At 69.1% G+C, this 26,629-nt stretch carries 27 protein-coding genes, 1 tRNA gene and 1 pseudogene; 18 read left to right on the top strand and 11 right to left on the bottom strand.

Annotated features, from left to right (window positions below; translation table 11 throughout):
* Positions 1-830, bottom strand: a pseudogene (locus EJV46_RS00915) (hypothetical protein); the annotation flags it as partial.
* A gap of 135 nt (positions 831-965) precedes the next feature.
* On the opposite strand from EJV46_RS00915, the gene EJV46_RS00910 reads away from it, so the two are divergent.
* Both EJV46_RS00910 and EJV46_RS00905 read left to right on the top strand, forming a co-directional pair.
* Entirely contained in the window at positions 966-1,376 is a 411-nt protein-coding gene (locus tag EJV46_RS00910; RefSeq protein WP_131546713.1) for a GFA family protein, read from the top strand.
* A 25-nt stretch (positions 1,377-1,401) separates the two neighbouring features.
* On the top strand, positions 1,402-2,367 hold the full coding sequence (locus EJV46_RS00905; RefSeq protein ID WP_165585256.1) for a tripartite tricarboxylate transporter substrate binding protein: 966 nt from the start codon (positions 1,402-1,404) through the stop codon (positions 2,365-2,367).
* Between the two features lie 21 nt (positions 2,368-2,388).
* On the opposite strand, the gene EJV46_RS00900 is transcribed toward EJV46_RS00905, so the two are convergent.
* The gene (locus EJV46_RS00900) at positions 2,389-3,453 is read right to left on the bottom strand and encodes a hypothetical protein (protein WP_131546711.1); all 1,065 of its coding nucleotides are present in this window, start codon (positions 3,451-3,453) and stop codon (positions 2,389-2,391) included.
* Between the two features lie 219 nt (positions 3,454-3,672).
* Positions 3,673-4,917, bottom strand: a complete 1,245-nt coding sequence (locus EJV46_RS00895) for an alpha/beta fold hydrolase (RefSeq protein WP_165585255.1) — start codon at positions 4,915-4,917, stop codon at positions 3,673-3,675.
* A 129-nt stretch (positions 4,918-5,046) separates the two neighbouring features.
* Between EJV46_RS00895 and EJV46_RS00890 the strand changes: the two genes are divergently transcribed.
* Genes EJV46_RS00890 through EJV46_RS00875 form a run of 4 tightly spaced genes read left to right on the top strand, consistent with a single transcriptional unit; the run spans position 5,047 to position 9,196 of the window.
* Positions 5,047-5,946 carry a polysaccharide deacetylase family protein gene (locus EJV46_RS00890; RefSeq protein WP_131546709.1) on the top strand — a complete coding sequence of 300 codons (900 nt, stop codon included), beginning with the start codon at positions 5,047-5,049 and terminating at the stop codon, positions 5,944-5,946.
* Entirely contained in the window at positions 5,943-6,827 is an 885-nt protein-coding gene (locus EJV46_RS00885) for a polysaccharide deacetylase family protein (RefSeq protein ID WP_131546708.1), read from the top strand. Before EJV46_RS00890 ends, EJV46_RS00885 begins: the two co-directional genes overlap by 4 nt.
* Positions 6,824-7,972 carry a mandelate racemase/muconate lactonizing enzyme family protein gene (locus EJV46_RS00880; RefSeq protein ID WP_131546707.1) on the top strand — a complete coding sequence of 383 codons (1,149 nt, stop codon included), beginning with the start codon at positions 6,824-6,826 and terminating at the stop codon, positions 7,970-7,972. Before EJV46_RS00885 ends, EJV46_RS00880 begins: the two co-directional genes overlap by 4 nt.
* A gap of 6 nt (positions 7,973-7,978) precedes the next feature.
* Positions 7,979-9,196, top strand: coding sequence for an alpha-hydroxy acid oxidase (locus EJV46_RS00875; protein WP_131546706.1), 1,218 nt, complete (start codon positions 7,979-7,981; stop codon positions 9,194-9,196).
* Between the two features lie 10 nt (positions 9,197-9,206).
* Here the strand turns inward: EJV46_RS00875 and EJV46_RS00870 are convergent, their stop codons facing one another.
* Positions 9,207-10,163: a tripartite tricarboxylate transporter substrate binding protein gene (locus tag EJV46_RS00870; RefSeq protein WP_165585254.1), complete on the bottom strand. Its 957-nt coding sequence runs from the start codon at positions 10,161-10,163 to the stop codon at positions 9,207-9,209.
* A 73-nt stretch (positions 10,164-10,236) separates the two neighbouring features.
* Here EJV46_RS00870 and EJV46_RS00865 point away from each other — a divergent pair, with 73 nt between their 5' ends.
* Complete coding sequence (locus tag EJV46_RS00865) at positions 10,237-10,500, top strand: type II toxin-antitoxin system CcdA family antitoxin (protein WP_131546704.1); 264 nt, start codon at positions 10,237-10,239, stop codon at positions 10,498-10,500.
* Positions 10,497-10,805: a CcdB family protein gene (locus EJV46_RS23495; protein ID WP_165585253.1), complete on the top strand. Its 309-nt coding sequence runs from the start codon at positions 10,497-10,499 to the stop codon at positions 10,803-10,805. Before EJV46_RS00865 ends, EJV46_RS23495 begins: the two co-directional genes overlap by 4 nt.
* Positions 10,806-10,871: 66 nt before the next feature.
* Here the strand turns inward: EJV46_RS23495 and EJV46_RS00855 are convergent, their stop codons facing one another.
* Together EJV46_RS00855 and EJV46_RS00850 are read right to left on the bottom strand one after the other, a co-directional pair.
* Positions 10,872-12,302, bottom strand: a complete 1,431-nt coding sequence (locus EJV46_RS00855; RefSeq protein WP_131546702.1) for an amidohydrolase family protein — start codon at positions 12,300-12,302, stop codon at positions 10,872-10,874.
* 102 nt (positions 12,303-12,404) lie between these two features.
* Positions 12,405-13,073: an alpha/beta hydrolase gene (locus EJV46_RS00850; protein WP_131546701.1), complete on the bottom strand. Its 669-nt coding sequence runs from the start codon at positions 13,071-13,073 to the stop codon at positions 12,405-12,407.
* Between the two features lie 556 nt (positions 13,074-13,629).
* Between EJV46_RS00850 and EJV46_RS00845 the strand changes: the two genes are divergently transcribed.
* The 7 genes from EJV46_RS00845 (at position 13,630) to EJV46_RS00815 (ending at position 19,467) form a co-directional block, all read left to right on the top strand.
* Positions 13,630-14,730 (top strand): cysteine desulfurase family protein, encoded by a 1,101-nt coding sequence (locus tag EJV46_RS00845; RefSeq protein WP_131546700.1) that lies wholly within the window; start codon positions 13,630-13,632, stop codon positions 14,728-14,730.
* 6 nt (positions 14,731-14,736) lie between these two features.
* Positions 14,737-15,912 carry a cysteine desulfurase family protein gene (locus tag EJV46_RS00840; protein ID WP_131546699.1) on the top strand — a complete coding sequence of 392 codons (1,176 nt, stop codon included), beginning with the start codon at positions 14,737-14,739 and terminating at the stop codon, positions 15,910-15,912.
* A gap of 9 nt (positions 15,913-15,921) precedes the next feature.
* Entirely contained in the window at positions 15,922-16,239 is a 318-nt protein-coding gene (locus EJV46_RS00835) for a ferredoxin family 2Fe-2S iron-sulfur cluster binding protein (protein WP_131546698.1), read from the top strand.
* Positions 16,240-16,245: 6 nt separating this feature from the next.
* Positions 16,246-16,962, top strand: coding sequence for a TenA family protein (locus EJV46_RS00830; RefSeq protein ID WP_131546697.1), 717 nt, complete (start codon positions 16,246-16,248; stop codon positions 16,960-16,962).
* Between the two features lie 120 nt (positions 16,963-17,082).
* Positions 17,083-18,147 (top strand): tRNA 2-thiouridine(34) synthase MnmA, encoded by a 1,065-nt coding sequence (gene mnmA / locus EJV46_RS00825; protein WP_131546696.1) that lies wholly within the window; start codon positions 17,083-17,085, stop codon positions 18,145-18,147.
* 68 nt (positions 18,148-18,215) lie between these two features.
* Positions 18,216-18,701 (top strand): DUF488 family protein, encoded by a 486-nt coding sequence (locus tag EJV46_RS23490; protein ID WP_131546695.1) that lies wholly within the window; start codon positions 18,216-18,218, stop codon positions 18,699-18,701.
* The gene (locus EJV46_RS00815; RefSeq protein ID WP_165585252.1) at positions 18,634-19,467 is read left to right on the top strand and encodes a hypothetical protein; all 834 of its coding nucleotides are present in this window, start codon (positions 18,634-18,636) and stop codon (positions 19,465-19,467) included. The genes EJV46_RS23490 and EJV46_RS00815 overlap by 68 nt, the downstream gene beginning before the upstream one ends.
* 81 nt (positions 19,468-19,548) lie before the next feature.
* Here the strand turns inward: EJV46_RS00815 and EJV46_RS00810 are convergent, their stop codons facing one another.
* The 5 genes from EJV46_RS00810 to EJV46_RS00790 all read right to left on the bottom strand — a co-directional run bounded on the left by EJV46_RS00810 (position 19,549) and on the right by EJV46_RS00790 (position 25,261).
* Complete coding sequence (locus tag EJV46_RS00810; protein ID WP_165585251.1) at positions 19,549-20,361, bottom strand: DUF4238 domain-containing protein; 813 nt, start codon at positions 20,359-20,361, stop codon at positions 19,549-19,551.
* A 58-nt stretch (positions 20,362-20,419) separates the two neighbouring features.
* Entirely contained in the window at positions 20,420-22,111 is a 1,692-nt protein-coding gene (locus EJV46_RS00805) for an amidohydrolase (protein ID WP_131546692.1), read from the bottom strand.
* Positions 22,112-22,113: 2 nt separating this feature from the next.
* On the bottom strand, positions 22,114-23,067 hold the full coding sequence (locus tag EJV46_RS00800; RefSeq protein WP_131546691.1) for a tripartite tricarboxylate transporter substrate binding protein: 954 nt from the start codon (positions 23,065-23,067) through the stop codon (positions 22,114-22,116).
* Positions 23,068-23,165: 98 nt separating this feature from the next.
* Entirely contained in the window at positions 23,166-24,515 is a 1,350-nt protein-coding gene (locus tag EJV46_RS00795) for a cytochrome P450 (RefSeq protein ID WP_131546690.1), read from the bottom strand.
* Entirely contained in the window at positions 24,512-25,261 is a 750-nt protein-coding gene (locus EJV46_RS00790) for a 2-oxo acid dehydrogenase subunit E2 (RefSeq protein WP_131546689.1), read from the bottom strand. The genes EJV46_RS00795 and EJV46_RS00790 overlap by 4 nt, the downstream gene beginning before the upstream one ends.
* A gap of 138 nt (positions 25,262-25,399) precedes the next feature.
* Here EJV46_RS00790 and EJV46_RS00785 point away from each other — a divergent pair.
* The 3 genes from EJV46_RS00785 to EJV46_RS00775 all read left to right on the top strand — a co-directional run bounded on the left by EJV46_RS00785 (position 25,400) and on the right by EJV46_RS00775 (position 26,624).
* Positions 25,400-25,476, top strand: a tRNA-Met gene (locus EJV46_RS00785).
* Between the two features lie 144 nt (positions 25,477-25,620).
* Positions 25,621-26,256, top strand: a complete 636-nt coding sequence (gene queE / locus EJV46_RS00780; RefSeq protein WP_131546688.1) for a 7-carboxy-7-deazaguanine synthase — start codon at positions 25,621-25,623, stop codon at positions 26,254-26,256.
* The gene (locus EJV46_RS00775) at positions 26,256-26,624 is read left to right on the top strand and encodes a 6-carboxytetrahydropterin synthase (protein ID WP_131546687.1); all 369 of its coding nucleotides are present in this window, start codon (positions 26,256-26,258) and stop codon (positions 26,622-26,624) included. The genes queE and EJV46_RS00775 overlap by 1 nt, the downstream gene beginning before the upstream one ends.
* Positions 26,625-26,629 lie beyond the last annotated feature (5 nt).

The following is a 26,629-nucleotide window of genomic DNA, read 5'->3' as shown; positions in this document are numbered from 1 at the left end:
GGGCCAGCGTCATGACGAAATGCGTGTGGATATTGGCGAAGCCCGGGAAGACCCGGCGGGAGCTGGATCGGCGGCAGGCCGTCGCCGGCGGCCGCCCGCGGCGCGGCCGCCGGCTGGATGGCGGCGGCGGGCGCGGCGGCCTGCTCCAGGGGCGCGAAGGGCGCGTTATCCGCCGGGATCCGGCGCAGGGGCGCCGCCACCGGCGCCGGGAAGCTGGCCCCGCGCGGATTGAAGAGCGGCGTGGTCGCGACGGGCGGTAGGGCCGGCGCCTCTTGCGGCGCGGGCTCGGGCCGGGCGAAGCGCGAGGGCAGGGCGGAGGCCATCGGGATGGGCTGGAGCCCGGAGGCATCGGCGGCCGGCGCGTAGGCGGCGTCGGCGGGCCGCGTCCGGCGAACACGGCGGGCCGGGCGCGGCGTCTCGGCGGGCGCGGCGGAGGGTTCGGCCGGCGGCACATAGGCGGCATCGGCCGGGCGGCGGGCCCGGCGCCGGCGCGCCGGCGTCTCGGTGGCGGCGGGCGTGACCGGCGTCGCGGCCGCGGCCAGCAGGGGGTCGACGCCGCCAGCCCGCGCCACGCCATAGGGCGCCACGCAGCGGAACTGGAGCTGATAGGTGCCCGAGCCGATCCGGCTGTCCTGCACGACGAACTGCCGGCCGTTGGCCGCGCAGAAGTCGCGCGCATCGGCGAGGCCGCGCTCCACGGCGCGCGATCCGCTCAGGTTGCTGTTCTCGAGCACGAAGACGTCGCCGCCGTCCGAGCGGATGCCGGTCGAGGCGCAGGCCCCCAGCAGGGCGGCCGCTCCGGTCAGGACTGCCAGACGGGTTGCGCGCATCTTTTCTCTCATCTGCCTCACACGGCGAGAAGCCTAGCCCGGGTCCCGGCATTCCGCCATGCACCACCGGTGGCGCGAAACGGGCTTCGTGCAACCATGCCGTCAGGGTGTCCCTGATCACACGGAGGAGAACCGATGCTGACCGGAAGCTGTCTCTGCGGCGCCGTCGCCTACGAGGTCGACGTGCCGCCCGATCGTCCGAGGGAGCCCATCGTCCACTGCCATTGCCGGACCTGCCGCAAGGCGCATGGCTCGGCCTTCTCCAGCGTGATGGGCGTGCCGCGGGAGGCCTTCCGATGGGTGCGGGGCGCGGGGAACCTCGGCGAATACGAGTCCTCGCCGGGGAAGTTCCGGCGCTTCTGCCGGAGCTGCGGCTCGCAGGTCCTCGCCGACCGGCCGGCGCGGGACCACGTTCTGCTGCGGCTGGGATGCCTGGACACGCCGATCACCGACCGGCCCGCGGGCCACATCTGGCGGTCCGATGCGGCGAGTTGGTATAACCCGTCCGATGCGTTGCCGGAGGCGCCAGACGGCGTTCTCCGGTAGCGGAAGAAACCGAGGAAACCCATCCATGAAGCGCCGCGCCCTGCTGGCCGCCCCGGCCCTGCTTGCCCCCTTCGCGGGCCATGCCCAGGAGGCCTGGCCCACACGCCCGGTCACCATGATCGTCCCCTGGGCGCCCGGCGGATCGAACGACGTGGTGGCGCGGCTCTTCTCGCCGAGCTTCGAGGGAAGCACCCGCCAGCCCTTCCTGATCGAGAACCGGCCCGGCGGCGGCGGCTCGGTCGGCATGGGGCAGGCGATGCGCGCGCGGCCGGACGGCAATACGCTCTTCGTCTCCTCCGCCTCCAACCACGTCTTCTACCCGCTGATCTCGGGCGAACTCGGCTACGACGTGCGCGAGGCCTTCCACGGCATGGCCATGTGGGTGGACGTGCCCAATGTCGTCGCCATCCATCCCTCGCTGCCGGTCCGCAACGTGCAGGAGCTGATCGCCCATATCCGCGCGACCCCCGGCGGGATGAGCTTCGGTTCCTCCGGCGTCGGCTCCTCGAACCATCTGGCGGGCGAGCTCTTCCGGCTGCGCACGGGGCTGGACATGACGCATGTGCCCTATCGCGGCGGCGGGCCGGTGCTGACGGACCTCATCTCGGGCACCATCAAGCTCGCCTTCATGAATCTGCCGACCGTGATTCCGCCCTCCGAGGCGGGCCGGGTGCGTGTCATCGCCGTCTGCACCGGCGAGCGTGTCGCCCTGCGCCCGGACCTGCCCACCGTGGCCGAGGGCGGCGTGCCGGACTACGCCGTGCGCTCCTGGACGGGCCTCTTCGCGCCGAGGAACACCCCGGCCGCCATCGTGCAGAAGATGGGCAACCTGTCGAAGGAGGTGATGGAGGCGCCGCAGATGCGCACGCGCCTCGCCGATCTCGGCAGCGAGCCCATCTGGATGGACGCGGCGGCCACCGACCGCTTCGTGCGCGAGGAATACGACCGCTGGACGCCGGTGGTGCGCGCCGCGGCGGTGAAGATCGAGTAGAAACGAGGGGGCCGTCGGCCATCAATAGCGGCGCAAGGCTCGAGGGATGACGCCCGCGATGTCGCCGTTGGCATCAAGTCCGACGACGAACTCCATCCCTTTCAGCAGGTGCTCGGCGGCATTGGAAAACGGGTCGCTGGCGGAAATGGCGATCCAGCGACGTCCGTATGCCTCCAGGAGGCTCTTCACGGTATGTTCGTCGAGAGCGACGAGCCCACCGTTGGGCTTTGCTACTTTCGAGATGTACTGGGTGAGCTCAAGAGCTCCAAAGGCCGCAACCGGCGATCCCCTGTCGTCGAGGCAGACAGCCACCTGGTTCTTTCGGTCAAACTGATGTGCGACAGCGTCGAGGGTGGTCGTCTCTGTCACCGTTACGAAATCCGTCGCCAATCGTGTTTCCACCGACGTAAAGCCGGCTGCCGCGCCACGTGGACGCGTGCGGGTCACGATGCCGACAGTGGAATGGTGCCTTAGCCATGCTGCGGTTTCAGCGCAGCGGAGGCCGGCGAGTTCCACGATCTTGGCATGAATGTCCGTGATGTTGAGGTCGAGCACCGGCTCATGATGGGCAACCCGATTGCGAAACCGATTGATCTCGCGCGCCTTGGCCTGGATCTGGTGCCGCGTCGTGCCCCGGACGAGGTTCGGAAAAACGACGTTGAGACTGGTGCGCCACAGGCTGCCGTATTCCGGCCGGAGCAAATTTGACCAGAAGTCGAAGGTAAGTTCGGCGACGACGTGGTCACGCGTCGGTTGGACGCCGGCGCGCCTGATGGCGGTATCCAAGGCGGAGAGTCCGTCTGGCATTAATACGGAGTCGCGGAAGCTGGGCTCGAGCTGCCAGGCTGGCCCGTGCTGTGCGACGAGCAGGGCATCGATGGCATTGCGAAGCGTTACCTCGACAACACCGAGGGGATACATGAATGCCTTCGCGACGCGGGCATTGTAGAGATAGAGCGCGATGGCGTAGCCTTCGTCGCCCCCGCCCTTGGCAAGATAGGTGGAGAAGCGTGGCTCCGAGAGTGAGGCCCGGATAGCGGCGATCTGATGCGGCAGGTTGGAATACGGAACTTGACTTTCAGCCATTCTCGCGCCTATCCTAAACTTCAGAGCAGCCGAAGTGGCCCCACTGGCGAAAGCTACGCGCCCTCGGCATGGATTACAGTGCACCAGGTCAGGCTATGCCTCACCTGGTGTTTCTGTATTTAGGCCTTCGATCATAAACCGTCGAGTGGAAGCGACTGCGCCATGAAAGGCAATTATCGGCGTGGAAATGCATAATTCTGAGGGGCCGCCTCTCTATACTTAGACTGTTGACTTGGCATGCTGGCTTAACAGCGCCGGCAGCAGGAAATCCAGGAAGCAGGCCGGGTTCTCCGCGATGGGGAAGTGGCCGATTCCGTCCATCCGCTGGAAGCGCGCGCCGGGAATCTTCGCCGCCGTCGCCGCCGAATGCTCGGCGGTGCAGGAATAGTCGTATTCACCGGTCAGCAAGGTGAGCGGGCAGCGGGCGGTGTCGATGCGATGCACGCGGTCCCGCGCGTCCCAGCCGCCGGAATAGAAGAGGATGTCGCCGGGGAAGGTGCCGCAGCCGCCCTGGCTGTAGTGCCAGGCGATCTCGGCGGCGCATTCCGCCGGCGATTGCGGCGCGATCAGCCCCTCGATCCATTCGGGGATGTAGATCGCGGCATTGACCAGGGGATGGTCGGCCCAGGGCGTGCGGCGCCGCTCGATGTGGTCGGCCGCCTCGCAGGCGATGATGGCGGCGAAGCGTTCGGGCGCGCGGAAGGCCATCTCCAGGCAGATCTCGCCGGACATGGAGGCGCCGAGCAGCACCGGCTTCTCCGTGAAGCCCCAGGCCTCCACGAAGCCCAGGATCAGCTCGGCATAGAGCTCGGTGTCCAGCGCCCAGCCGCCGGGCTCGGCCACCGCGGGCGAGCGGCCATGGCCCGGAAGGTCGAAGGCGGTGATCGCGAAGCCCGCCTGGGCGAGGCGCCGCTCGTCCATCAGCCGGTGGAACTGGCGCGAATCGGAGCCCGCGGTGTGCAGGCCGAGGATCGGGCGGCCTGTGCCGGCGGCCTCGCCGTAGAGCACGTAGTCGCGCCCCCGCGCATGCACCGTCACGTAGCGGCCGGTCGCCGCCGGGCCGGGGGTCGGGACGCCGAGGGCCGGCCGGAGCGAGGTGGGGGCGGGGCCGGTCCCGCCGCACCGGAGCCAGCGCGCGAGGTCCAGCGCGCGGCGCAGCAGATGGGCGTGCTGCGCCCAGGCCAGCTCGTCGCCCTCCATGGTGAAGCCGGGGACGCGCATGCGCAACGCGTAGAGGTTGTGGTGATGGCGTGGCGGGACGGGCGCCAGGAACTTCTCCCAGATCGCGGCCTCGGCGCCGAAGCGGGTGGCGGCGTCGTCGCCCTCCGCGAGGGTGAGGCGCCCCTCGGCGATGTCCAGCGAGACGGCCAGCCCAGGCTGTGCGATCGAGAAGCGTGCCGCGCCGCCGGGCAGGCGGTGCCGCAGGATGGGGTCCGCGTCGCACAGCGCCTGCCATCGTGCCATCGCGCCTTCCGCGCGCAGCCAATCCCACCCCATCGCATCCTCCCGTTCTTGCCGCGCATGCTCCGCGCCATCGCGAAACGGCGCAAGGCCGGGTTGAACGGACCGGCGTCGCGGGCCAGCATCCGTCTCATGAAGCTCCCCGCTCACAACCGCTACGCGCACAGCGCCATCCCCTCCCGCCCGACCTATGAATGGCCCGGCGGCAAGCGCCTCGCGCTGCTCGTGGTCAACAACATCGAGCATTTCGCCTATCGGGCGGGGATGGGCTCGGACAGCACGGGGCTGAACCCCGTGCAGAACCAGCGCAGCTACGCCTGGCGCGACTACGGCAACCGGGTCGGGCTGTGGAACCTGCTCGACACGCTGGACGAGCTGGGGATCCCCTCGGCGCACAACATCAACAGCGCGGCGCTGGAGGCCTGCCCCGAGATCGGCCCCGCGCTGCGCGCCCGCGGCGACGAGTTCATCGGCCATGGCCGCAGCAATTCCGAGCGGCAGGACATCCTCTGGGAGGAGGACGAGCGCCGGCTGATCGTGGAGAGCCGCGACATCCTGGCGCGTCACGCCGGTGTGCCGCCGCGCGGCTGGCTCGGCCCCTATATCGCCCAGAGCAACGTCACGCTCGACCTGCTGCGGGAATCGGGCTTCGCCTATGTCATGGACTGGCCGGCCGACGACCAGCCCTTCTGGATGGCGACGCGGGCCGGGCCGATCCTCTCCGTGCCCTATTCGACCGAGATCAACGACAGCCCGGCGCTGATCGCGCGCCAGCACAGCGCGCGCGAATTCGCCGACATGATCGTGGACCAGTTCGACGAGCTGCTGCGCCAGTCGGAGAAGCGGCCGTTGGTGTGCAGCGTGGTGCTGCATCCCTTCATCCTGGGGCAGCCGCACCGGCTGAAGCCGTTCCGCCAGGCGCTGCGGCACATCATGGCGCAGCAGGATCAGCTCTGGGCCACGCGGCCGGGCGAACTGGCGGAATATGTCGCCGGGCTGCCGCGCGGCATCGTGCCGGGATCGGAAGTATGAGCCCGGCCCGCGACTTCGAGGGCTACGGCCGCAACCCGCCCGATCCGCGCTGGCCGGGCGGCGCCAAGGTCGCGCTCAACTTCGTCATCAACCACGAGGAGGGCGGCGAGGAATCCGTCCCCGACGGCGATCCGCGCACGGAGAATGCCCTCACCGAAGGCGCCACCGCGCCCGTGAAGGGCCGCGACCTCGGGGCCGAGAGCATGTTCCAGTACGGCAGCCGGGTGGGCTTCTGGCGCCTGCACCGGCTCTTCACCGAGCGGAACCTGCCCTGCACCGTCTTCGCCGTCGCCCGCTCGCTGGAGCGCACGCCCCAGGCCGTGGCCGCCATCCGTGATGCCGGCTGGGACGTCTGCGGCCATGGCTGGAAGTGGGAGATGCACATCGGCATGGAGGAGGCGGTCGAGCGCCAGCGCATCGCCGATGCCACCGCCCTCATCACCCGCGTCATGGGCGCGCCGCCGCTGGGCTGGTACACGCGCTACGCGCCGAGCGAGAACACCCGGCGGCTGCTCGCCGAGGCCGGCTATCTCTACGACAGCGATGCCTATGACGACGAGCTGCCCTATTGGGCGGATCTCGACGGCACGCCCCGCCTCGTCCTTCCTTATAACCTCGCGCATAACGACATCCGCTTTCAGCGCGCGGCCCTGACGGCGGGCGAGGAGTTCTTCCAGTACATCAAGGGCGCGCTGGAGCTGATGCAGGCGGAGCCGGGCGGGCGCATGCTGAGCGTGGGCCTGCACAACCGCATCATCGGCTATCCGGGCCGCGCGGCGGGGCTCGCGAAGCTGCTCGACTGGGTGAAGACCCAGCCGCAGATCTGGGTCTGCCGGCGGGAGGACATCGCGCGGCACTGGATCGAGAAGCACCACCCATGACCATCCGCCTCGCCCGCATCGAGACCTTCCTCTATCGCGCCGAGGTGAAGGAGCCGGTGCGGATGTCCTTCGGCAGCATCGCCCGCCGCAGCGCGCTGCTGCTGCGTGTGGAGGACACCGAGGGCGCGCATGGCTGGGGCGAGGTCTGGTGCAACTTCCCGCCCTATGGCGCCGACAACAAGCAGCGCCTGATCGAGACGGTGATCGCGCCGGCGGCGCTCGCCGGCCCCCACGCCGATCCCTCCGACGTCTGGCAAAGCCTGACGGCGCGCACCGTCCGCTGGGTCAACCAGGTGGGCGAGCCGGGCCCCTTCGCGGCCTGCATCGCCGGGCTGGACCTGGCGCTCTGGGACCTGGCCGCGCGCCGCGCCGGCAAGCCGCTGCGCGCGCTGCTCGCCGGCGACGGCGTGCGCGACGAGGTGCCCGCCTATGCCAGCGGCCTCAATCCGGGCAGCACGCCGGACACGCTGGATCGCTGCCGGGCCGCGGGCTTCCGGGCCTTCAAGCTGAAGGTGGGCTTCGGCCTGGAGGCAGACGAGGCGAATGTCACGAGCCTCGTCCGGAACCTGGGGCCCGGCGAGCGCCTGATGATCGACGCCAACCAGGGCTGGGACCTACCCGAGGCCCGCCGCGCCGTGCCGCGCCTGGGCGCACACGGCCTCGGCTGGATCGAGGAGCCCATCCCCGCCGACCGTCCGGCGGCCGAATGGGCGGAGCTGGCGATGCTCTCGCCGGTGCCGCTGGCAGGCGGCGAGAACGTGATGGGCTTCGAGAGCTTCGCGGCGCTGATCGGCAACGGCCATCACGGCGTGGTGCAGCCGGACACGCTGAAATGGGGCGGCGTGACGGGCGCCTATGCCGTGGGCCGGCGGGCGATCGCGGCCGGGCGATCCTATTGCCCGCACTGGCTCGGCGGCGGGATCGGCCTGCTGGCCGCCGCGCAGATCCTGGCCGCGGCCGGCGGACCCGGCCTGCTGGAGCACGACGTGATGGAGAACCCGCTGCGCGAGGCGCTGGCCCAGCCCTTCCCGCGCGTGCGCGAGGGCGTCTTCCCGCTGCCCGCCGGTCCTGGCCTCGGCGTGGAGCCGGACCTTGCCGGCGCGGCGCCCTGGCTGGTCGCGCGCCTGGAGCATCGCGCGGCCTGACGCAAAATGCCCCGCGCCGTCTGGCGCGGATCGGGCCAGACGCTACAGTCGCGCGCCATGAGCTCCATTGCCCGACGCGCCCTTTGCCTCGACGATTTCGAGGAACTGTCCCGCCGCCGCCTGCCGCGCCCCATCTTCGGCTATATCGCCGGCGCCACCGAGCGGAACGCCGCCCTGGAGGACAGCGCCAGCGCTTATTCCGAATTCCACTTCCTGCCGCGCGTGCTGCGCGACGTTTCGCCGCGCAGCTACAAGCGGACGATCTTCAACCGCGAATGGGACGCGCCCTTCGGCATCGCGCCCATGGGCATGGCCGCGCTGGTGGCCTATCGCGGCGACATCGCCCTGGCCCGGGCGGCCCGGGCCGCGAATGTTCCTTATATCCTTTCGGGCTCATCGCTGATCCGCATGGAGGAGGTGATCGCGGCCAATCCGGACGCCTGGTTCCAGGCCTATCTCCCCGGCAACGCCACGCGGGTCGAGGCGCTGGTGGACCGCGTGGCCGCCGCCGGCTTCGGCACGCTGCTGGTGACCGTGGACACGGCCGTGCTGCCGAGCCGCGAGAACAACGTGCGCAACGGCTTCTCCACGCCGCTCAAGCCCTCGCTGCGCCTCGCCTGGGACGGGATGCTGCATCCGCGCTGGACCTTCGGCTCCTTCCTCTACACCTGGGCCAAGCACGGCATGCCGCATTTCGAGAACAGCTTCGCCGAGCGCGGCGCGCCGATCCTCGCCCGCAACGTGCTGCGCGACTTCACCGCCCGGGACCATCTGAACTGGGAGCACCTGGCGCTGATCCGCAAGCGCTGGCCGGGCTGGCTCATCGTGAAGGGCGTGATGCATCCGGACGACGCCCGCCGCGCCGAGGCCGAGGGCGCGGACGGCATCGTGGTCAGCAACCATGGCGGGCGGCAGCTGGACGGCACGGCAGGCACGCTGCGTGTGCTGCCGGAGATCGCGGCCGCCTCGGGCCAGATGACGGTGCTCTTCGACGGCGGGCTGCGGCGCGGCACGGATGTGCTGAAGGCCCTCTCGCTGGGGGCGCATTTCTGCTTCTTCGGTCGGCCGATGCTCTATGCGGCCTCGGTCGCCCAGGAGGAGGGCGTCAGCCACGCCATCTCCCTGATGAAGGGCGAGCTGGACCGCGACATGGCGCTGCTCGGCGTGAACACGCTGGACGAGCTGGGCCCCCACGTACTGCTGCGGACGAGCGGGGTCGGCTAGGCGGAATCGATCAATCCCGCCAGGGATGCCGGTCCCAGAGCGCCTGGTAGCTGCGTTGCAGCCCGCGCAGCTCGGCCAGGAACTCCTCCGGGCCGAGGAAGCGTAGCGGCAGGTTCTGCTGCTCGGCGCTGGCCTTGAACTCCGGGTCGTCCACGGTGCGGCGGAGGGCCAGCGAGAGACGCGCGAGGATCTCCGGCGGCAGGCCGGCCGGCGCGGCCATGCCGCGCATCGAGCCCTCCACCACCTCGAAGCCCAGCTCCTTCAGCGTCGGCACGTCGCCGAGCGGAGCCCAGCGCGCCGCACCCATCTGGGCGAGTGGTCGCAGCACGCCCTGGCGGGCCTCGTTCACGCCCTCGGCCACGTTCATCACCGCGAGCGGGATCGCGCGGGACATGAGATTCTGCTTCACCTGGGCGCTGCCGCCGAAGGGCACGTGCAGGAAGCTGGTGCCCGAGGCGCGCTCCAGCGCCAGCATCGCGAGATGATCGTCCGAGCCGACGCCGGTGGTGCCGTAGCCGATCGTCCCGGGCTGGGCGCGGGCGGCGGCGAGGAGGCCGGCGAAGTCGCGGATCCCGGAATCGGCGCGGACCCAGAGGCCGCCCGGATCGTCCACGATATTGGCGATCAGGGAAAAATCCTCGAGCCGAAAGCGGGTGCGGCGCTCGATCGGCAGGGTGACGATATGCGGCGTGTTGATGAAGCCTATGGTCAGCCCGTCCGGACGCGCGCGGGCGAGCTCGGTGAAGCCGATCTCGCCGCCGGCGCCGGGGCGGTTCAGCACCACGACCGGCTGGCCGAGATCCCTCTCCATGAAGCGCGCGATGGTGCGGGCCGCGGCATCCGTGCCGCCGCCGGCCGCGAAGGCGACGATCATGGTGAGGGACTTGTCGGGGCGCCATTGGGGCTGCCCGAAAGCGGGCGCGGCCAGGAGACTCGGCGCTGACAGCAGCATACGGCGGGCGATCATCGGGTTTCCTCGGTCGTTGCGCGGAGGATAGAGGGTCTTGGACACGGGTCCAAGACCCGTGTAAAATCCGGGCATGACCATTGTCACCCATGACGCGGCCGCCCCACGCCGCACCGTGAGCGTCACCATCAACAGTGACCTCATGGCGAAGGCCAAGGCGGCGAAGATCAATGTCTCGGCCGTCGCCGAGGCGGCCGTGGCGGCGGAACTGGCGCAACGGGCCCGAGCGGCGCTGCTCGAGGAACTGCGGCAGGAAGCGAAGGACTATGAACGCTTCATCGCGGAGAACGGCTCCTTCTCCGATGGCGTGGACGCCTGGCTCGAAGAGAACCCGTGATCCGGTCACCCCGGCATCTCGCTTTGCACCGGCACCGAGTGGTGGCGCTGCGGGCCTTTCCTTTCGTCTGCATCCTGGAGGCCACCGCGGTCGAGGGACCGGAACGGATCGTCTGCCCCTTGACGCCTGCCCCTCTGCGAGGTCCCACGGCGCCGACGATCGAGTTGATGGGCCAGACCTACGCCATTGTTCTCCGCCAGATGCGGCCCATGCCCCTGCGCGTCCTCGGAGAAGCTGTCGGGACGGCCGAGCCGGCGCGGGCGGATATCACGCGAGGGATCGACCTGCTCTTCTTCGGAATCTAGCTTTGTTCAGCGGCATGCTGATCCCCGAACCCCGCCGCGAAGAGTGGCGAACTTCGGGGCAGGACACTACCCGCCCAGCGTGTTCCTGTGGATGCGCCCGTCCTTCATGACGATCCGCAGGTTCCGCCCCGGCTCGGCGAGGAGCGACATGTTCTCCAGCGGATTGCCGTCCACCAGCAGCAGGTCGGCGAAGGCGCCCTCCTCCACCACGCCCAGCTTGCCGGGATAGGGATTGCGCGGGCCGGAAAGGGCCATCAGCTCGGCATTGGTCGCCGTGGCCATGCGCAGGGCCTCGGCGGGCGTGTACCAGCGCGTCAGCTGGGTGAGCATCAGGCTCTGCCGCGGCGCCAGCGCCGCCGAGAAGAGCAGGTCCGTGCCGAAGGCGGTCTTCAGGCCGTGGCGCTTCGCCAGCGTGTAGGTCCGGTCGGTGCCGGCGAAGACCCGGAGCATGTCGATCTGGCCCTGGCCCGTGAGAGGGGCCGAATCGCCTTCGCTGAAGGGCTGCGTGCTCAGCCAGACGCCCTTCTCGGCGAGGCGCGCGGCCGTCGCCTCGTCCATGAGATGGCCGTGCTCGATGCAGCGGACCCCCGCGTCCAGGGCGCGGGCGATCGAAGCCGGCGTATAGGCGTGGACCGCCACATAGGTGCCCCAGTCCGAAGCGGCCTCCACCGCGGCGCGGATCTCGGCCTCGGTGAGGGTGAGGGCCTCGAGCGGGCTGCGAGGGGTGGAGACCCCGCCGCTGCCGGTCAGCTTGATCTGGGACGCGCCCTGCAGGAGCTGCTCGCGCACGCGGCGCCGCATCTCGTCGGGCCCGTCGGCGATGCCGAGGGCGCCCGTCCGCTCCACGGCGGTCCGCCCGCCGCCGGGGCTGGGGAAGTCGGAGACCGGCCGGAAGTCGCCATGGCCGCCGCTGGCGGTGATCATCGCGCCCGAGGGGTAGATGCGCGGGCCCACCACCAGCCCTTCGTCGATCGCCTGCTTCAGCGCGAAGGCGGGGCCGCCGAGGTCGCGCACGGTGGTGAAGCCGCGCATCAGCGTGCGCTCGGCCTCGGCGGCGGCGGCGAGCTGGATGTAGCCGATATCGGCCGTCAGCAGCACCGGCAACGGGATGGCGGCGAAGAGGCCGTGCCAATGCGCGTCGATCAGCCCCGGCATGAGCGTGCGGCCGCCGCAGTCGATCGCCCGCGCCCCCTCGGGCGGGGCGGGATTGCCAGGGGCCAGCGAGCGGATCCGGCCGCCCTCGACGAGCAGGCTGAGCCCGTCGCGCAGGTTCGGCGAGGTGCCGTCGAAGAGGCGGAAGTTGAGGAAGAGGATCGGGCGAGGGGCGGCGGGCTGCGCCAGGGCAGGCGTCGCGCCGGAAGCCAGGGCGGCCGCGACAAAGCCGCGGCGCGACATCTCCCGCCCGAGGCGGCGGCCGAGGGCGCGGATCTCGGGCCGATGGCACAGGCAGCCGGAATGCGGGGCCGGGGATGCCGGCTCGGGCGCGCAGTTCAGCATGGATCGCCTTCCTAATCCGAGGAGGCGGGAGTGTATCCCATGCCGCGCAAAAAAGCCGGCCGCAGCGTGAGCTGGGCCGGCTGATCCTTTGTCCTGAAGTCCTCAGTCGGCGGCGAGGGCCATCCGGCTGCGGTTGAGCACGGAGAGGACGTGGTCCTCCGCCATGTCGCTGATCGTCTCGACCTGGCTCGGCGTATAGACGTGGCCGGCCTGCGGGATCGTGCGGAAGTCGATGGCGACGCCCTTCTGTGTGTTCAGCTTGTCCACCAGCTTCTGCACGCTGTTCAGCGGCACGAGCTCGTCGTCCTCGCCATGCAGGATCATGCCCGAGCAGGGGCATGGGGCGAGGAAGCCGAAGTCGTAATGGCTGGCCGGCGCGGAGATGGAGATGAAGCCGCCCATCTCCGGGCGCCGCATCAGCAGCTGCATGCCGACATAGGAGCCGAAGGAATAGCCGGCCGCCCAGAGCATCGAGGCATTGGGGTTCACGGCCTGCAGGAAGTCGAGCGCCGCCGCGGCGTCGCTGATCTCGCCGATCCCGCCGTCGTAGCGGCCCTGGCTCTTGCCGACGCCACGGAAGTTGAAGCGCAGCACCGAAAAGCCCATCGCCTGGAACTTCCCGTAGAGGCTGTGCACCACACGGTTGTTCATGGTCCCGCCATGCAGCGGATGCGGATGCAGCAGGAGCGCCACGGGGGCGTTCGGGCGCTTCGCATGATGGTAACGGCCTTCGAGGCGGCCGTCGGGGCCGGCAAACATGACTTCAGGCATCGGTGTCCTTTGTCCGTTTCTTCGGTTGGGCAGCATGGGATCAGCCGGCGGAACCGGCGACCCCCTGCGGCCGAATTGGCGGTGCCCCGCATCTGGCGCGGCCCCGCGGCATCGGCTCCTTCCCGGAGGAAGGATCGGGGCAGGGCGGCCCGCGTGGGTTTTCCCCGAACCGATGCATCGCAGGGCCGCGCCATTGACGCGTCACCTGACTGCCTCCAGACTTCATTCCGCAGAAACGACCCAAGGGGCCCGCAGAGAGCTGGCGGCACCGTCCCGAAAACAGAAGTCGGCACGGAAACAATCGCTTCGAGAGCCTCGCTCGGTTCCCCGTGCGCGGCATGGTCATCATACGCACCCCGGCCTTGTTTTCATAATGGATTCATCCGGAGGCCTGCATGGCTGGGTCCGGCTAAATGCATGGCCTTGCGGGCAAATTTGAATCCAGGGCCTTCCGCGGCTTCGCTCGGAGATCGGGTCCGGAACGACCTGCTTGAAACTTTGACACTCCGCGAAACCTTCGATTGACCTCCGCGCAAGCCGTCGCGACATCCCGTGCATGACCGCGCTCGACCTCGATGCCAATGCGACCGAAGCCCTCCGCCCTGCGGCCCGCGAGGCGCTGATCGCCGCGCTCGAACTGGGCGGGAACCCCTCCTCGGTCCATGGCGGCGGGCGGGTGGCGCGGCGGGTCCTGGAGCAGGCGCGCGGGCGGATCGCCGCGCGCTTCGGCGCGGCGCCGGGCGATGTCGTCCTGACCTCCGGCGGCACCGAGGCGAACGCGCTCGCCATCCACGGCTTGATGCCCGGCCGGCGGGCGCTGGTGGGGGCCACGGAGCATGCGGCGGTCCGCGCCGCAGCGCCGGAGGCCATGGTGATCCCCGTTCGCCCGGACGGGACGGTGGAGCTGGATACCCTGGCCAAGCTGCTGGCCGAGGGGCCGCCCGCCCTGGTCTGCCTGATGGCCGCCAACAACGAGACCGGCGTGCTGCATCCCCTGGCCGAGGTGGCGGCGCTGTGCCGAGAGCATGGCGCGCTCCTGCACGTGGACGCGGTGCAGTCCGCCGGGCGCATCGGCCTCGATTCCTCCGGCGCGGCCAGCATCGCCATCTCGGCCCACAAGCTCGGCGGCGTGCCGGGCGCGGGGGCGCTGATCCTGGCGCCGGGGCTGCACCTGACGCCGCTCATCGCCGGCGGTGGCCAGGAGCGCGGGCGGCGTGGGGGCACCGAGCCGCTGCCGGCGATCGCCGCCTTCGGCGCGGCCGTGGCGGAGAGCTACGACGCGGCGCGGATCGCCCGGCTGCGCGACGCCATCGAGGCGGGGCTGCGCCGCATCGCGCCGGAGGCCGTCATCGCCGGGGCCGCCGCGCCGCGGCTGCCCAACACCACCCTGGCCATCCTTCCCGGTGTCCCGGCCGAGACGCAGGTGATCGCGCTGGACCTGGCCGGCCTCCGCGTCTCGGCCGGTTCCGCCTGCTCCTCGGGCAAGGTCGCGGCCTCGCATGTGCTGGAGGCGATGGGCTTCGGCGCTGATGCCGGCTGCGGCATCCGCATCTCGCTGCCCTGGAACGCCCCAGACGACGCGCCGGAGCGTTTCCTGGCGGGTTATGCGGCCATGCATGCGCGCCTCTCGTCACGCCGCGCGGCCGGCGCCACATAGTCCCCCATGCGCCCGAACCGCCCCATCTACCTCGACCATCACGCGACGACGCCGATGGACCCGCGCGTCCTCGCCGCCATGCGCCCCTGGTGGGAGGAGAACTTTTCCAATCCCCATTCCGTCGAACACGCGATGGGGCGCGCGGCCGAGGAGGCCGTCGAGGCCGCGCGCGAGCAGGTCGCCGAGCTGATCGGGGCCGAGCCGCGCGAGGTGGTCTTCACCTCCGGCGCCACGGAATCCAACAACATCGCCATCAAGGGCGCGGCGCGTTTCGCGGGGACCGAGGGGCCCCGCCGGATCGTCACGCTGGCGACCGAGCACAAATGCGTGCTGGAGTCCGTGCGCGACCTCGGCGCCGAGGGCTTCGAGCCCGTCATCCTCCCGGTGAAGCCGAACGGCCTGCTGGACCTGGAAGTGCTGCGCGCGGCGCTGGAAGTCCCGACGCTGCTCGTCTCCGTCATGGCCGTGAACAACGAGACGGGCGTGATCCAGGACCTCGCCGCCATCGGCGCCCTGGCGAAAGAGGCCGGCGCCCTCTTCCACACGGACGCCGCCCAGGCCTCAGGCCGCATCCCGCTCGACGTGGCCGAGATCCAGGCCGACCTGATGTCCCTCACCGCCCACAAGATCTACGGCCCCAAGGGCGTGGGCGCGCTCTATGTCCGCCGCCGGCCACGCGTGCGGCTGGCGCCGCTCTTCTCCGGCGGGGGGCAGGAGCGGGGGCTGCGCAGCGGCACCCTGCCGGCGCCGCTCGTCGTGGGCTTCGGCGAGGCCGCCCGCATCGCCGCCGCCGAGGGCATGCTGGATGCGGGCCGCATCGCCGGCCAGCGGCAAATCCTGCTCGACGGGCTGAACGCCGCCATCCCCGGCCTGCGCGTGAACGGCACGATGGAAGCCCGCGTCGCCGGCAACCTCAACCTCACCTTCCCCGGCGGCGTCGACGCCCAGGCGCTGATGGCGGCCCTGCCGGAGCTCTGCCTCTCCACCGGCTCGGCCTGCTCCTCGGCCGAGATCGCGCCCTCCTACGTGCTCGGCGCGATGGGGATTCCGGAGGCCGAGGCCCGCGCCACCTTGCGCCTGGGGCTGGGGCGCTTTACCTCGCCCGCCGAGGCGGAGCAGGCTGCCGCGCTCATCGGGACGGCGTGGAAGGGCCTCGCCGCCCGGCCTCACGCCGCGGAGTAGACCAGAATCATGCCGAAGATGACCTTCATCGAGCGCGACGGCAGCCGCCGGGAAGTGGAAGCCCCGCTGGGCCTGTCCGTGCTCGAGATCGCGCATCGCAACGGCGTGGACATCGAGGGCGCCTGCGAGGGCAGCCTGGCCTGCGCCACCTGCCACGTCATCGTGGAGGGCGCCTGGTTCCAGCAGCTCGCCGCGCCGACGGAGGACGAGGAGGACATGCTCGACCTCGCCTTCGACCTGCAGGAGACGAGCCGGCTGGGCTGCCAGATCATCATCACCGACGAGCTGGACGGCCTCGTCGTCAAGCTGCCGTCGGCCGCGCGGTGATGCGCCATGCGGGGGATCGAGGATTTCGGCGCCGCTGACGGCCTGTTCCGCAAGCTCCGCGCCGCCTCCGGCGCGGATTGGGCGGGCTACACTTGGCATCCCTTCGTGCAGCAGCTCTCGGCCGGCACGCTGCCGCTCCAGGCGTTCCAGACCTATCTGATCCAGGACTACCTGTTCCTCATCCACTTCGCGCGGGCCAAGGCGCTGGCCGTGGTGAAGGGCGAGAGCCTGTCCGCCATGCGGGGCAAGGCGGCCGCCGTGCTGGCCATCCTCGACGAGACGCTGCTGCACCTGAAGTATTGCGCGGAATGGGGCCTCTCCGAGGAGGAGGTCACGAAGATCCCGGAATCCATCGAGACGGTCAGCTACACCCGCTGGGTCATGGACCGCGGCATGCACGGCGACATCATGGACCTCGAGATCGCGCTGGTCCCCTGCACCGTGGGCTATGGCGAGGTGGCGCGGCGCATCATGGCCGACCCCAAGCGCATGACGGCCGGCAACCCCTACCAGTCCTGGATCGACACCTATTCGAGTGACGGCTACCAGGCCCTGGCCGAGGCCGCCGCCCACCGCATCGACGCGCTGAGCGAAAGCCATGGCGGCGAGGCGCGGTTCAAGGAAGTGCTGCGCGACTTCTCCATGGCGGCGCGGCTGGAGCAGCGCTTCTGGCAGCAGGGGCTGGACGCGGTCCGGGGCGGGGACTTCGTGGGCAATGGCTAGCGCCGCCCTCCCGGAATCCGGCCGCACGGCGGCCGGCGCCGCCCACTCTACAGCGACGCCGGGTGCGACCGTGGCGCGGCGAAGCCAAGGCGGCGGAGCCGCCGCCCGGCGTTTGAGGGCATGAAAATACTTGTCGCCATGTCCGGCGGCGTGGACTCGTCGGTCGTGGCCGCGCTGCTGCATGAGCAGGGGCACGAGGTGGTGGGCGCCACGCTGCAGCTCTACGACCACGGCGCCGCCATCCAGAAGAAGGGCGCCTGCTGCGCGGGGCAGGACATCCACGACGCGCGCAACGTGGCGGAGCACCTGGGCATCCCGCACTACGTGCTGGACCGCGAGCAGCGCTTCCGCGAGGCCGTGATCCAGGACTTCGCCGACAGCTACGCGCGCGGCGAGACGCCCATCCCCTGCATCCGCTGCAACCAGACCGTGAAGTTCCACGACCTGACCGAGCTGGCCGCGGACCTCGGCTGCGAGGCGCTGGCCACGGGCCATTACGCGCGCCGCATCGATGGGCCGGAGGGGCCGGAGCTGCACCAGGCCGTGGACCCCGTGCGCGACCAGTCCTACTTCCTGGCGCAGACCACGCGGGCACAGCTGGCGAAGACGCTGTTTCCGCTGGGGGGCTACGCCACCAAGGCGGAGGTGCGGGCCGAGGCCGTGCGGCTGGGTGTCGCGGTGGCGGAGAAGCCGGACAGCCAGGACATCTGCTTCGTGCCGACCGGCACCTATGCCGATGTGGTCGGCAAGTTCAGGCCGGAGGCGCTGGAGCCGGGCGAGATCGTGGACGAGGACGGCAAGGTGCTGGGGCAGCATCGCGGCCTCGCGCGCTACACGGTGGGGCAGGGGCGTGGGCTCGGCATCTCGCGGCGCGAGGACGAGGCGCCGTTGTTCGTGGCGCAGCTCGACGCGACGAAGCGGCGCGTGGTGGTGGCGCATCGGGAGAAGCTGGCCCAGACGCAGATTCGCGTGCGCGAGGTGAACTGGCTGGTCGAGCCGCCTTCCGGGGCTTTCCGCTGCGAGGCGAAGCTGCGCGGGCGCGAGCGGCCGGCGGGGATGATGGCGGATTGGGATGGGGCGGAGCTGGTGCTGACGCCGGATGTGCCGGGGATCGCTGCGCCGGGGCAGGCAGCGGTGGTTTATTGGGATGGGCGGGTGATTGCGGGTGGGCAGATACAGCGATAGCAACCCGTAATTGACTTTGCCCGCAGATTTCTGCGGTTGATCGATTTCAACTCAACTAGAAGCATTTCATGGCATCTACAGTTCGTACCATAGGCTATGAAGGCGCAACTTTGTCGGGCTTCCTGTCCGCGCTTCGTCGCGCTCGTGTGTCGCTGATTGTCGATATACGTGCCGTAGCTGTTTCACGGCGTAAGGGTTTTTCTAAGAATGCATTAGCATCCGCATTACGCGAAATTGGCATTGATTATATGCACTTACGGGGGCTCGGAGACCCTAAAGCCGGCCGAGAGGCCGCTCGTGCAGGACGCATGTCAGAGTTTCGCGCAATCTATGCGAATCACCTTCGAAGCGAGGCTGCTCAGGCGGCACTGGCGGAGGCCATTCAAATATCAACGCGGAAGTCTATTTGCCTGCTATGCTATGAGGCCGAATCGTCGGGCTGTCACCGGACTATTGTGGCAGCTTCGATTGCGAGGAAGACCGGCCTTGTCATCCAACACCTCTCTCCCGATGCGTCGAGCCACGTCGGAAGCACATTCACCGCGGCTGCGTAGCGATAATCGCGAAGCTGCCGTTGTGCTTGTGAAAGCGGTGCCTCGACCGAGCAAAAATTATCGTGAGACTGTTTGCTGTGCTGGCATCACAGCGGGTGGTGAATGGCGCCGCTTCTACCCCGTGCGCTTCAGGCAGCTCATAGCCGAACAGCAATTCGCGCGCTGGCAATGGGTCAACTATGGATGGAAGGCACCTCGCGACGACAACCGTCGTGAGAGTCGTCGAATAGAAGAGAACACCCTCCAGCCTGGCGGCATGGTGCCTGCGCGCGAGCGGTTAAGAATGCTTCTGCCACTGCTGAGAGCGTCTACACGGGAAGCCGCGGACAAGGGGGAAAGCTTGGCGCTTCTGGAGCCGCGTAGCCTGTCATTCAAGGTGAAAGCCAAATCCAATGCGGTGATTGCGGCTGAGCGATCGGCTTTCGAAAATGCCGCTCGCCAGCAATCGCTTTTGGATGAAGACATGGCACCCTTCGATCCATGCTCGTATGCGATTGCGATCCCGTTCACTGATCAGGACGGGGTGGACCACGCGCCTCAATGTGGAGATTGGGAGACGACAGGAACCTTTTTCAATTTGCGAAGGCGCGGCGTTGATGACACGACCATCATCGACCATTTACGAGCCGAGTTTACGGAACAGCGACCCGGGCGCAGGATCATCCTTGCCATGGGAACCGTGAAAGCGAGACCACGTCAGTGGTTGTTACTCGGAGTATTGCGTGTGACTGATCCAGCCCCGGGGCAAGCAGCGCTCGATATTTAATTTTCTTTATCTTCGGAATGGGGAGCAAAAATATCAGTTCCGACAGTGGGCGCAAATGCTCGCTCGTTATCGAAGGAATTGCTATTTGAAAAAATAAATTTCGAAGCCATAAACACATGCCGTATTCTCACTAATAACCATTTCTGAGGTCAATACGACCGGAGATATTTGGCAATCAAATTTTTCCAATGATTTCCACATTTCATGTCGAGGGTACATGTATATTATTATATCTGGTGCGATTGGAAAGGCTGCATATGTTCCGTCTCTGAAAAATCCTAATTTGACCCACATTTTATTATCGGCCGTTCGAAACGTAACAGGATTATCCGATGTAACGAATTGAGTGTCTGTCGGATTTTTGGCAAATAGCCAAATAGATTGATAAATTTTTTCGGATAAATTGTCGACAGCTTCTGCATTCCATAAAATTTCTGTATGGAACCGCCTTATCTCCGTTGCGCGTTGCTCAGCATTCATGGCAGAGTCAATGTCGTTTCTTTCCTCCAAAAACGCTTCTACTAGGCTGCGATGATCTGCGGTCCGTAGGATTTGGAGGGCAACAAATAATGAAAAGCCTCGTCTATTTTCTTCCGGTATTGTAAGGCGATCCAATTTCTGGCCGTTGCGAAGCCAGTCTAACCATTGCGTCGTAATGATCGAAATATCGGCTTCGATGACAGAAAGTTGGCGCTCTAGCTCTACATCGGCATCTACAGCGTAATGAGCATACTGATCTAGTCGATAAAAATGACTTTCTGCGGCGACGTTGTTCGGCGATGAGCGAAAAACCCGATCCTTTTCGCGATCCCAAACCCAAAGATAACCGAGATTATCAGTGAAGCGCTCAAGGTAAAATCGTGGAACATAATGATGAAGTTTTGGTCGTGTCATGTTTTTCATCATTCATGCTGCGGGCGCACATAATAGAATAGTATCGTCGCGATGGCAGCTAAATCCGCCCCAACCGTCCTTCATGCACCACCTTCCCCCCCATCATAGTCAACTCTGACGCCACATCCTTCAGCGCGGGCAGATCCACCGTCAGCGGATCCGCCGTCAGCACCGCGAGATCGGCCAGCTTCCCCACCTCGATCGCCCCCTTGTCCTTCTCCGACATCGTCAGATACGCCCCCGCATTCGTCGCCGCGCGGATCGCGCTCTCGCGGCTAATCGCCTGGCGCTCGCCCACCATCCGCTGCGTGTACAGGCTCATCCGCGAGACGGCCTGCCACATCGGGTAGAACAGCGAGACCGGCACATTGTCGGTCGCCAGCGCGAAGGTCACGCCCGCCTCCTCCAGCCAGCGCAGCGGCGAGATGCTGTCCTCGTCGGGCAGCTTGTTCCGCTCCTGCAGCAGGTGGCCTTCCTTGTAGATGTAGCGGTTGGTGTGCGTCGTGATCACGAGGCCGAGGTCGCGGATCTTGCTCACCTGCTCGCGGCTCAGCACGGCGATGTGGCCCAGCACCCAGCGCAGGTCGCGGATCGGTACCACCGCGTTCACCTCGGCATAGAGGTCGAGCATGTTGGGCCAGATGCCGATGGCGCGGATGCCGTGCCGCGCGCAGGCGATCAGCATCTCCTTCGCGCGCTCGCGCTCCAGCCCCATGTCGTAGTTGAAGCCGGCCCAGCCGGTATAGGGCGCGGCCTGCGCGCGCACGGCGTTGTCCGGCGTCTTGCCGATCTCGGTGATGATGCCCGAGAGGCGCAGCATGTCGTCGCCCATGCCGGCGCCGGCGAGCTGATGCGCCCAGCCGCCGATCAGCCGCTCCATCGAGACGCCCTCCATCCCGCGCCAGTCCGGGCTGAAGGCGAGGTGCGAGCGCATGGTCAGCTTGCCCGCCGCATGCACCTGCCTGTAGGCGGCCAGCAGCTCCGCCGCGACGCCATGCTCCTCGTAGATGCTGGTCGTCCCGAAGGCGTGGTAATAGGCGGCCGAGCGCGGCAGCGCCTCGACGCGCTGCGCGATGGAAAAGCCCGGCGCCATCTGGAAGAAGGCGAGTTCCACCAGCGGCACATAGCCCTGCTCGACGAAGACGCCGGTGGGCTCGCCGGAAGAAGCCTTCTCGATGGTGACGGAGGCATGCGGCGGCGCCGTCTCGCGCGTCACGCCGGCCAGCTTCAGCGCGCGCGTGTTGGCGATGCAGACCAGCGGCAGGCTGTGCCGCCAATAGCCCCAGATGGAGCGGATATAGACGGGATTGTTCGGCGCGGCGTCATCCAGCTCCTGTCGCGTGGGCCAGCGGCCCTCGGCCAGCGACTGCGGCAGGTCGAAATAGAAGGGCGGCTCGCCGATGGGCATGGTGACGATCCACTCGCCCGGCGCCTTGTCGCGCGCCAGCTCGGCGATGCGGGCCTGGATCTCGGGGATGGAGCGGCAGCCGGCCAGCGAGGGGAAGACCGACTTCAGCCCCTCGCGGTCCATATGCGCGTGGCCGTCGATGAGGCCCGGCATCACGGCGCGGCCGTTCAGCGCGATCTCCCGCGTATGGGCGGCGCGGTGGCGCTGGACCATCGCGTCCTCGCCCACCGCGATGAAGCGCCCGGCGCGGATGGCCACCGATTCGGCGATGCTGAAACGCGCATCGGCGGTGATGATCTTGCCGCCGCTCAGGATCAGGTCGGCGGGTTCGTGCGTGCTCATGCTCACTCGGCCTTCTGCAGGCGGCCTTGCTGCACCATGGCGGCCCAGCGGTCCACATCCTCGCGGAAATAGGCCGTGAATCCAGCGCGGTCGGAGGGGATGGGCTGGGCGGCGGAGAGGCGCAGGCGCTCCTGCACCACCGGGTCGCGCATGGCGCGCAGCGCGGCGGCCTCCAGCCGGCGCAGCGAATCCTCCGGCGCGCCGGCGCGGGTGAAGAGGCCCACCCAGGTCTCGAAGGCGAAGCCCGGCACGGATTCGGCGATGGCCGGCACCTCCGGCAGCACGTTCGAGCGCTGGCGCGAGGTGATGCCGATGGCCCGCACCGAGCCCTGCTGCACCTGGCCGATGGAGGAGGCCATGATGTCCAGCAGGATGTCGATGCGCTGGGCCATCAGGTCCGGATAGACGGCGCCCGAGCCGCGATAGGGCACGTGCAGAAGCTCCGTCCCCGTGGCGGCGGCGAGGAGCACGCCGGCCAGGTGGCTGCCCGTATTGGGCCCGGAGGAGCCGTAGCTGACCGTGCCCGGCCGCGCCCGTGCGGCGGCGAGCACATCGGCCAGGCTGCGATGGGGCGAGGCGTTGGAGACGACCATGAGCGAGGGGATGGCGCCCATGCCCAGCACCGGCACGAGGTCCTTCACCGGGTCGAAGCCCAGCGTGGAAAGCGAGACGCTGCTCGCAAGGCCGGCGCCCGTGAAGAGGATGGTATGCGCGTCGGGCCGGGACTGGATGGCCACATAGGCCGCGCCCACATTGCCGCCCGCGCCGGGCCGCGTGTCGATCACCACGGGCTGGCCGAGTTCCGTCGACAGGGCCGGGCCGAGCACGCGCGCCAGCACGTCGATGGTGCCGCCCGGGGCAAAGGGCACGACGAGGGTGACCGGCCGGTCGGGATAGGCGAAGGCCGGGCAGGCCGCCGCGACGGCAAGGAGAAGGGACCAGGCGAGACGGCGCATGCGGAGGCTCCGGAAGGATCGATCCTTATAATGTCACCGATTCGCCCCCGCCTGTCGCCTCGGTGGGGGAAAAATCCGGTGTCCTGCGCCCGAACTGCTCAGGAACGCGGCGTGAGGGTGAGCCGCATGCCCGTCCGCGGCCGCAGGGTGAGCCGCGCGCCGGGCAGGGGAACCATCGAGGGATCGGCCGCCACGTCGAGCCGCTGCAGCAGGACGGAGAGGAAGACCATCATCTCCGCCATCGCGAAGGAGGCGCCGACGCAGACCCTCGGCCCCAGGCTGAACGGCAGGTAGCCCAGGCGCGGCGGCTTGCGCGGGGCGTCGGGCAGGAAGCGCTCGGGCCGGAAGGCGTGCGGGGCCTCCCAGAGCTGCGCCTGGCGGTGCAGCAGCCAGGTGATGGCCAGCACCGTGTCGCCCTTGCGGACCTCGACGGGGCCGATCCGGTCCGGCTCGGCCGCCTGGCGCGAGAGATAGGGCACGGGCGGGAAGAGCCGCATGGCCTCCTGGATCACCGCCCGGGTGAAGGTCAGCGCCGGCAGCTCCGCCACCTCGGGCGCGCGGCCCCCGAGGATGCGGGCGTGTTCCTCGCGCAGCCGGGCCAGGGTCGGGGGATGCTTCGCCACGAGGTAGAGCAGCCAGGTCAGCACATTGGCGCCGGTCTCGCTGCCGGCCAGCAACAGGAAGGCGACCTCGCTGACCAGTTGCTCGGGATCGAGCAAAGGCGCGCCATCGGGCCTGAGGGCGGCGCGCATCTCGGCGAAGAGGCCCTGGGGCCTGGCGCCGGCCGCGGCGATGCGCCCGGCGCAGATGGCGCGGACCTCGCGGGCGGCGCGCCGGGCGGCGAGGGTCTGGAATCCGGACCACCGCTTCGGCAGCCCCAGCACATGGGCGAAGTCCACCGCCAGCACCGAGCTCTCATAGGTGCCGAAGCTGGTCGCGAGGGCTTCCGCCGCCTCCCAGGGCTCGTCCGGCCCCAGCAGCGCGCGCATCACGGCCAGCGCGGTGGCCGTGGCGAAGCCCTTCGCGACATCCACCTCGCCCGACCAGCGGGCCGCCAGCTCCTCGGCGCCGCGGACGAAGATCGGATGGAAGCCGGGCGTGCGCGACGGGTGGAGCATCCGCACCATCACCTCGCGGCGGCTGGACCAGACGGCGCCGCTGTTGAGGAACATGCTATCGCCGATCAGCGGCGCGAGGGCGTGCTGGAAGTGCTGGCTCTTGGCCTCGTAATTGCCGTGGCCGGTGATGAAGACGCGGCGCAGCGTCTCGGGCTCGTTCACCACCAGGACGCGGCGGGCGAGGGTCCGGAAGGGCATGAGGTGGCGGTTGAAGCCGGATTCCGGAAACAGGCCTAGCAGGTCCCGGACGGAGGCGCGCAGGATCCGGGCCGGGCCGGGAAAGCCGCGTGCCAGCGGCGGCCGGGGCGGGACGAAGTCGCCCGCGGTCACGCGGCGCCCAGGGCGAGCAGTTCCTCCGCCACCGGACCCTCGAGCGCCGCCTCCAGGCCGCGCAGGGCGTCGGCGCCGTCCGCGCCGTCCATGACGCGGTGGTCGAAGGAGAGCGTGACCTCGACCTCGCCCTCGGGCGAGATCGGCCCATAGGACAGGAAGACGGACAGCACGCTGACGCTGTCGAGGATCGTCACCCCCCGCTCGCCCAGGGCCGAGATGGCGAAGGTGCCGCCGTAGAGGACCACCGGCCCGCCGGTCGCCAGCCCCAGCCGCAGCAGGAACCGCCGCAGGGGCCAGGGCAGCCGGGCGAAGTTGCGGAATTGCCGGAAGCTGCGGGCCTCGCCGGAAGGCGCCGACTTGGCGTGGGCGAGGCGCCCGGCGAGCTCCGGCAGCGGGACGGCGTGGCAGCGGGGAATGCGGGCGATGGAGAGGGCGGCCTCGCCTTCGTGCCGCCGTTCCAGGACGACGCAGCCGATGGCGTGCTCCACCTCGAGCATCCGCGGCCAGGGCAGCGTCGCGTGGCAGCGGCGCAGCGCCGGGCGCGGTTCGGCGGCCAGGCCGAAGCCCTTGAGGAAGAGGGTCGTCCAGGGTGGGCGCGGCGCGGGCAGGGCCGAGCGCGCCGCCAGCGCGCGCGGAATGCGCAGCCGCGCCGTCATGACGCAGCGGGGGATGCGGAGCGAGGCCCAGGAGAGGTCCGCCATCATCCGGCGGCCGAGCGAGGGCTTCACCCAGCGCCAGCTCATGGGGCGAGGGGCCGGATGGGGAGGGCGGGACGCCGAGGACGCATGCGCGGCATCTTCGCCGCGCCGGGGCGCGCCGGGAAGGGACGCGCTTCCATTGACAGCCGAAGGGGCGCCGATTACCTCCCCGGGTCACTGGATGGCGGCGTAGCTCAGCTGGTTAGAGCACGGCACTCATAATGCCGGGGTCAGCGGTTCAAGTCCGCTCGCCGCTACCAGGATTCCGGCCTGCACGGGTTCACCGATCCGAGGATTGCCAGCGGGCAAGGATGGGCGCCGCCCGGGGACTGACCTGGCGGCAGGCCGGCCTCCCGATTCCCTGCGGTGACAAGCGGGCTGCGCGGCGCTAAGGCCCGGATGCGATGAGCTATGCCGTCAAGGAGATCTTCTACACGCTGCAGGGCGAGGGCCGTCAGGCCGGGCGCCCGGCCGTGTTTTGCCGCTTTGCGGGCTGCAACCTATGGTCGGGGCGCGAGGAGGACCGCGCGGCCTCCGTCTGCACCTTCTGCGACACCGATTTCGTGGGCCTGGACGGGCCGGGCGGCGGGCGCTTCGCCGATGCCGGGGCCCTGGCCGCCGCCATCGCCGGGGCCTGGGCCGGCGCAACCCACGCCGAGCGCTTCGTCGTCCTGACCGGCGGCGAGCCCCTGCTCCAGGTGGATTCCCCCCTTGTCGACGCCCTGCACGCCGAGGGATTCGTCATCGCCGTCGAGACCAACGGCACCATCGCCCCGCCCCAGGGGCTCGACTGGGTCTGCGTCAGCCCCAAATCCGGCGCGCCCCTCGCCGTGACCCAGGGCCACGAGCTGAAGCTGGTCTTCCCGCAGCCCAGCCTGGAGCCCAGGCGTTTCGAGGCCATGGACTTCACGGATTTCCTCCTCCAGCCCATGGACGGCCCGGCCCAGGCGGAGAACACCGCCGCCGCCATCGCCTATTGCCTGGCGCATCCGCAATGGCGCCTCAGCCTGCAGACGCACAAGCTGCTGGGAATCCCCTGATGTTCGAGCTCAGCAAGCAGTTCCGCTTCGAGGCGGCCCATACCCTCCACCGGGCCATCGACGCCGAGCCGAGCCGGCGCATCCACGGCCATTCCTATCGCGCCGAGGTCACGCTCCGCGGCCCGCGCGACCCCGAGACCGGCATGGTGATGGACCTCGGCCTCTTCCGCCGCGCGCTGGAGGGGGTGCGCGACGGGCTCGACCACCGCTTCCTGGACGAGGTGCCCGATCTCGGCCCGCCCACGCTCGAAAGCCTCTCCGCCTGGATCTGGCAAAGGTTGGAGACGGATTGCCCCAACCTCGCCAAGGTCACCGTCTATCGGGACTCCGAAGGCGATACCTGCTCCTATTTCGGCCCCAACTCATGAGGATC

Source organism: Roseococcus sp. SYP-B2431 (genome assembly GCF_004336745.1).
Classification (GTDB): domain Bacteria; phylum Pseudomonadota; class Alphaproteobacteria; order Acetobacterales; family Acetobacteraceae; genus Roseococcus.
The sequence above is the reverse complement of the archived record's forward strand: the minus strand, read 5'-3'. Positions and strand labels throughout refer to the sequence as shown.

Coding starts and splice junctions, on each gene's coding strand:
- EJV46_RS00910 (WP_131546713.1), top strand. CDS start 966: ATGCTGACCGGAAGCTGTCTCTGCGGCGCCGTCGCCTACGAGGTCGAC.
- EJV46_RS00905 (WP_165585256.1), top strand. CDS start 1,402: ATGAAGCGCCGCGCCCTGCTGGCCGCCCCGGCCCTGCTTGCCCCCTTC.
- EJV46_RS00900 (WP_131546711.1), bottom strand. CDS start 3,453: ATGGCTGAAAGTCAAGTTCCGTATTCCAACCTGCCGCATCAGATCGCC.
- EJV46_RS00895 (WP_165585255.1), bottom strand. CDS start 4,917: ATGGCACGATGGCAGGCGCTGTGCGACGCGGACCCCATCCTGCGGCAC.
- EJV46_RS00890 (WP_131546709.1), top strand. CDS start 5,047: ATGAAGCTCCCCGCTCACAACCGCTACGCGCACAGCGCCATCCCCTCC.
- EJV46_RS00885 (WP_131546708.1), top strand. CDS start 5,943: ATGAGCCCGGCCCGCGACTTCGAGGGCTACGGCCGCAACCCGCCCGAT.
- EJV46_RS00880 (WP_131546707.1), top strand. CDS start 6,824: ATGACCATCCGCCTCGCCCGCATCGAGACCTTCCTCTATCGCGCCGAG.
- EJV46_RS00875 (WP_131546706.1), top strand. CDS start 7,979: ATGCCCCGCGCCGTCTGGCGCGGATCGGGCCAGACGCTACAGTCGCGC.
- EJV46_RS00870 (WP_165585254.1), bottom strand. CDS start 10,163: ATGATCGCCCGCCGTATGCTGCTGTCAGCGCCGAGTCTCCTGGCCGCG.
- EJV46_RS00865 (WP_131546704.1), top strand. CDS start 10,237: ATGACCATTGTCACCCATGACGCGGCCGCCCCACGCCGCACCGTGAGC.
- EJV46_RS00855 (WP_131546702.1), bottom strand. CDS start 12,302: ATGCTGAACTGCGCGCCCGAGCCGGCATCCCCGGCCCCGCATTCCGGC.
- EJV46_RS00850 (WP_131546701.1), bottom strand. CDS start 13,073: ATGCCTGAAGTCATGTTTGCCGGCCCCGACGGCCGCCTCGAAGGCCGT.
- EJV46_RS00845 (WP_131546700.1), top strand. CDS start 13,630: ATGACCGCGCTCGACCTCGATGCCAATGCGACCGAAGCCCTCCGCCCT.
- EJV46_RS00840 (WP_131546699.1), top strand. CDS start 14,737: ATGCGCCCGAACCGCCCCATCTACCTCGACCATCACGCGACGACGCCG.
- EJV46_RS00835 (WP_131546698.1), top strand. CDS start 15,922: ATGCCGAAGATGACCTTCATCGAGCGCGACGGCAGCCGCCGGGAAGTG.
- EJV46_RS00830 (WP_131546697.1), top strand. CDS start 16,246: ATGCGGGGGATCGAGGATTTCGGCGCCGCTGACGGCCTGTTCCGCAAG.
- mnmA (WP_131546696.1), top strand. CDS start 17,083: ATGAAAATACTTGTCGCCATGTCCGGCGGCGTGGACTCGTCGGTCGTG.
- EJV46_RS23490 (WP_131546695.1), top strand. CDS start 18,216: ATGGCATCTACAGTTCGTACCATAGGCTATGAAGGCGCAACTTTGTCG.
- EJV46_RS00810 (WP_165585251.1), bottom strand. CDS start 20,361: ATGACACGACCAAAACTTCATCATTATGTTCCACGATTTTACCTTGAG.
- EJV46_RS00805 (WP_131546692.1), bottom strand. CDS start 22,111: ATGAGCACGCACGAACCCGCCGACCTGATCCTGAGCGGCGGCAAGATC.
- EJV46_RS00800 (WP_131546691.1), bottom strand. CDS start 23,067: ATGCGCCGTCTCGCCTGGTCCCTTCTCCTTGCCGTCGCGGCGGCCTGC.
- EJV46_RS00790 (WP_131546689.1), bottom strand. CDS start 25,261: ATGAGCTGGCGCTGGGTGAAGCCCTCGCTCGGCCGCCGGATGATGGCG.
- queE (WP_131546688.1), top strand. CDS start 25,621: ATGAGCTATGCCGTCAAGGAGATCTTCTACACGCTGCAGGGCGAGGGC.
- EJV46_RS00775 (WP_131546687.1), top strand. CDS start 26,256: ATGTTCGAGCTCAGCAAGCAGTTCCGCTTCGAGGCGGCCCATACCCTC.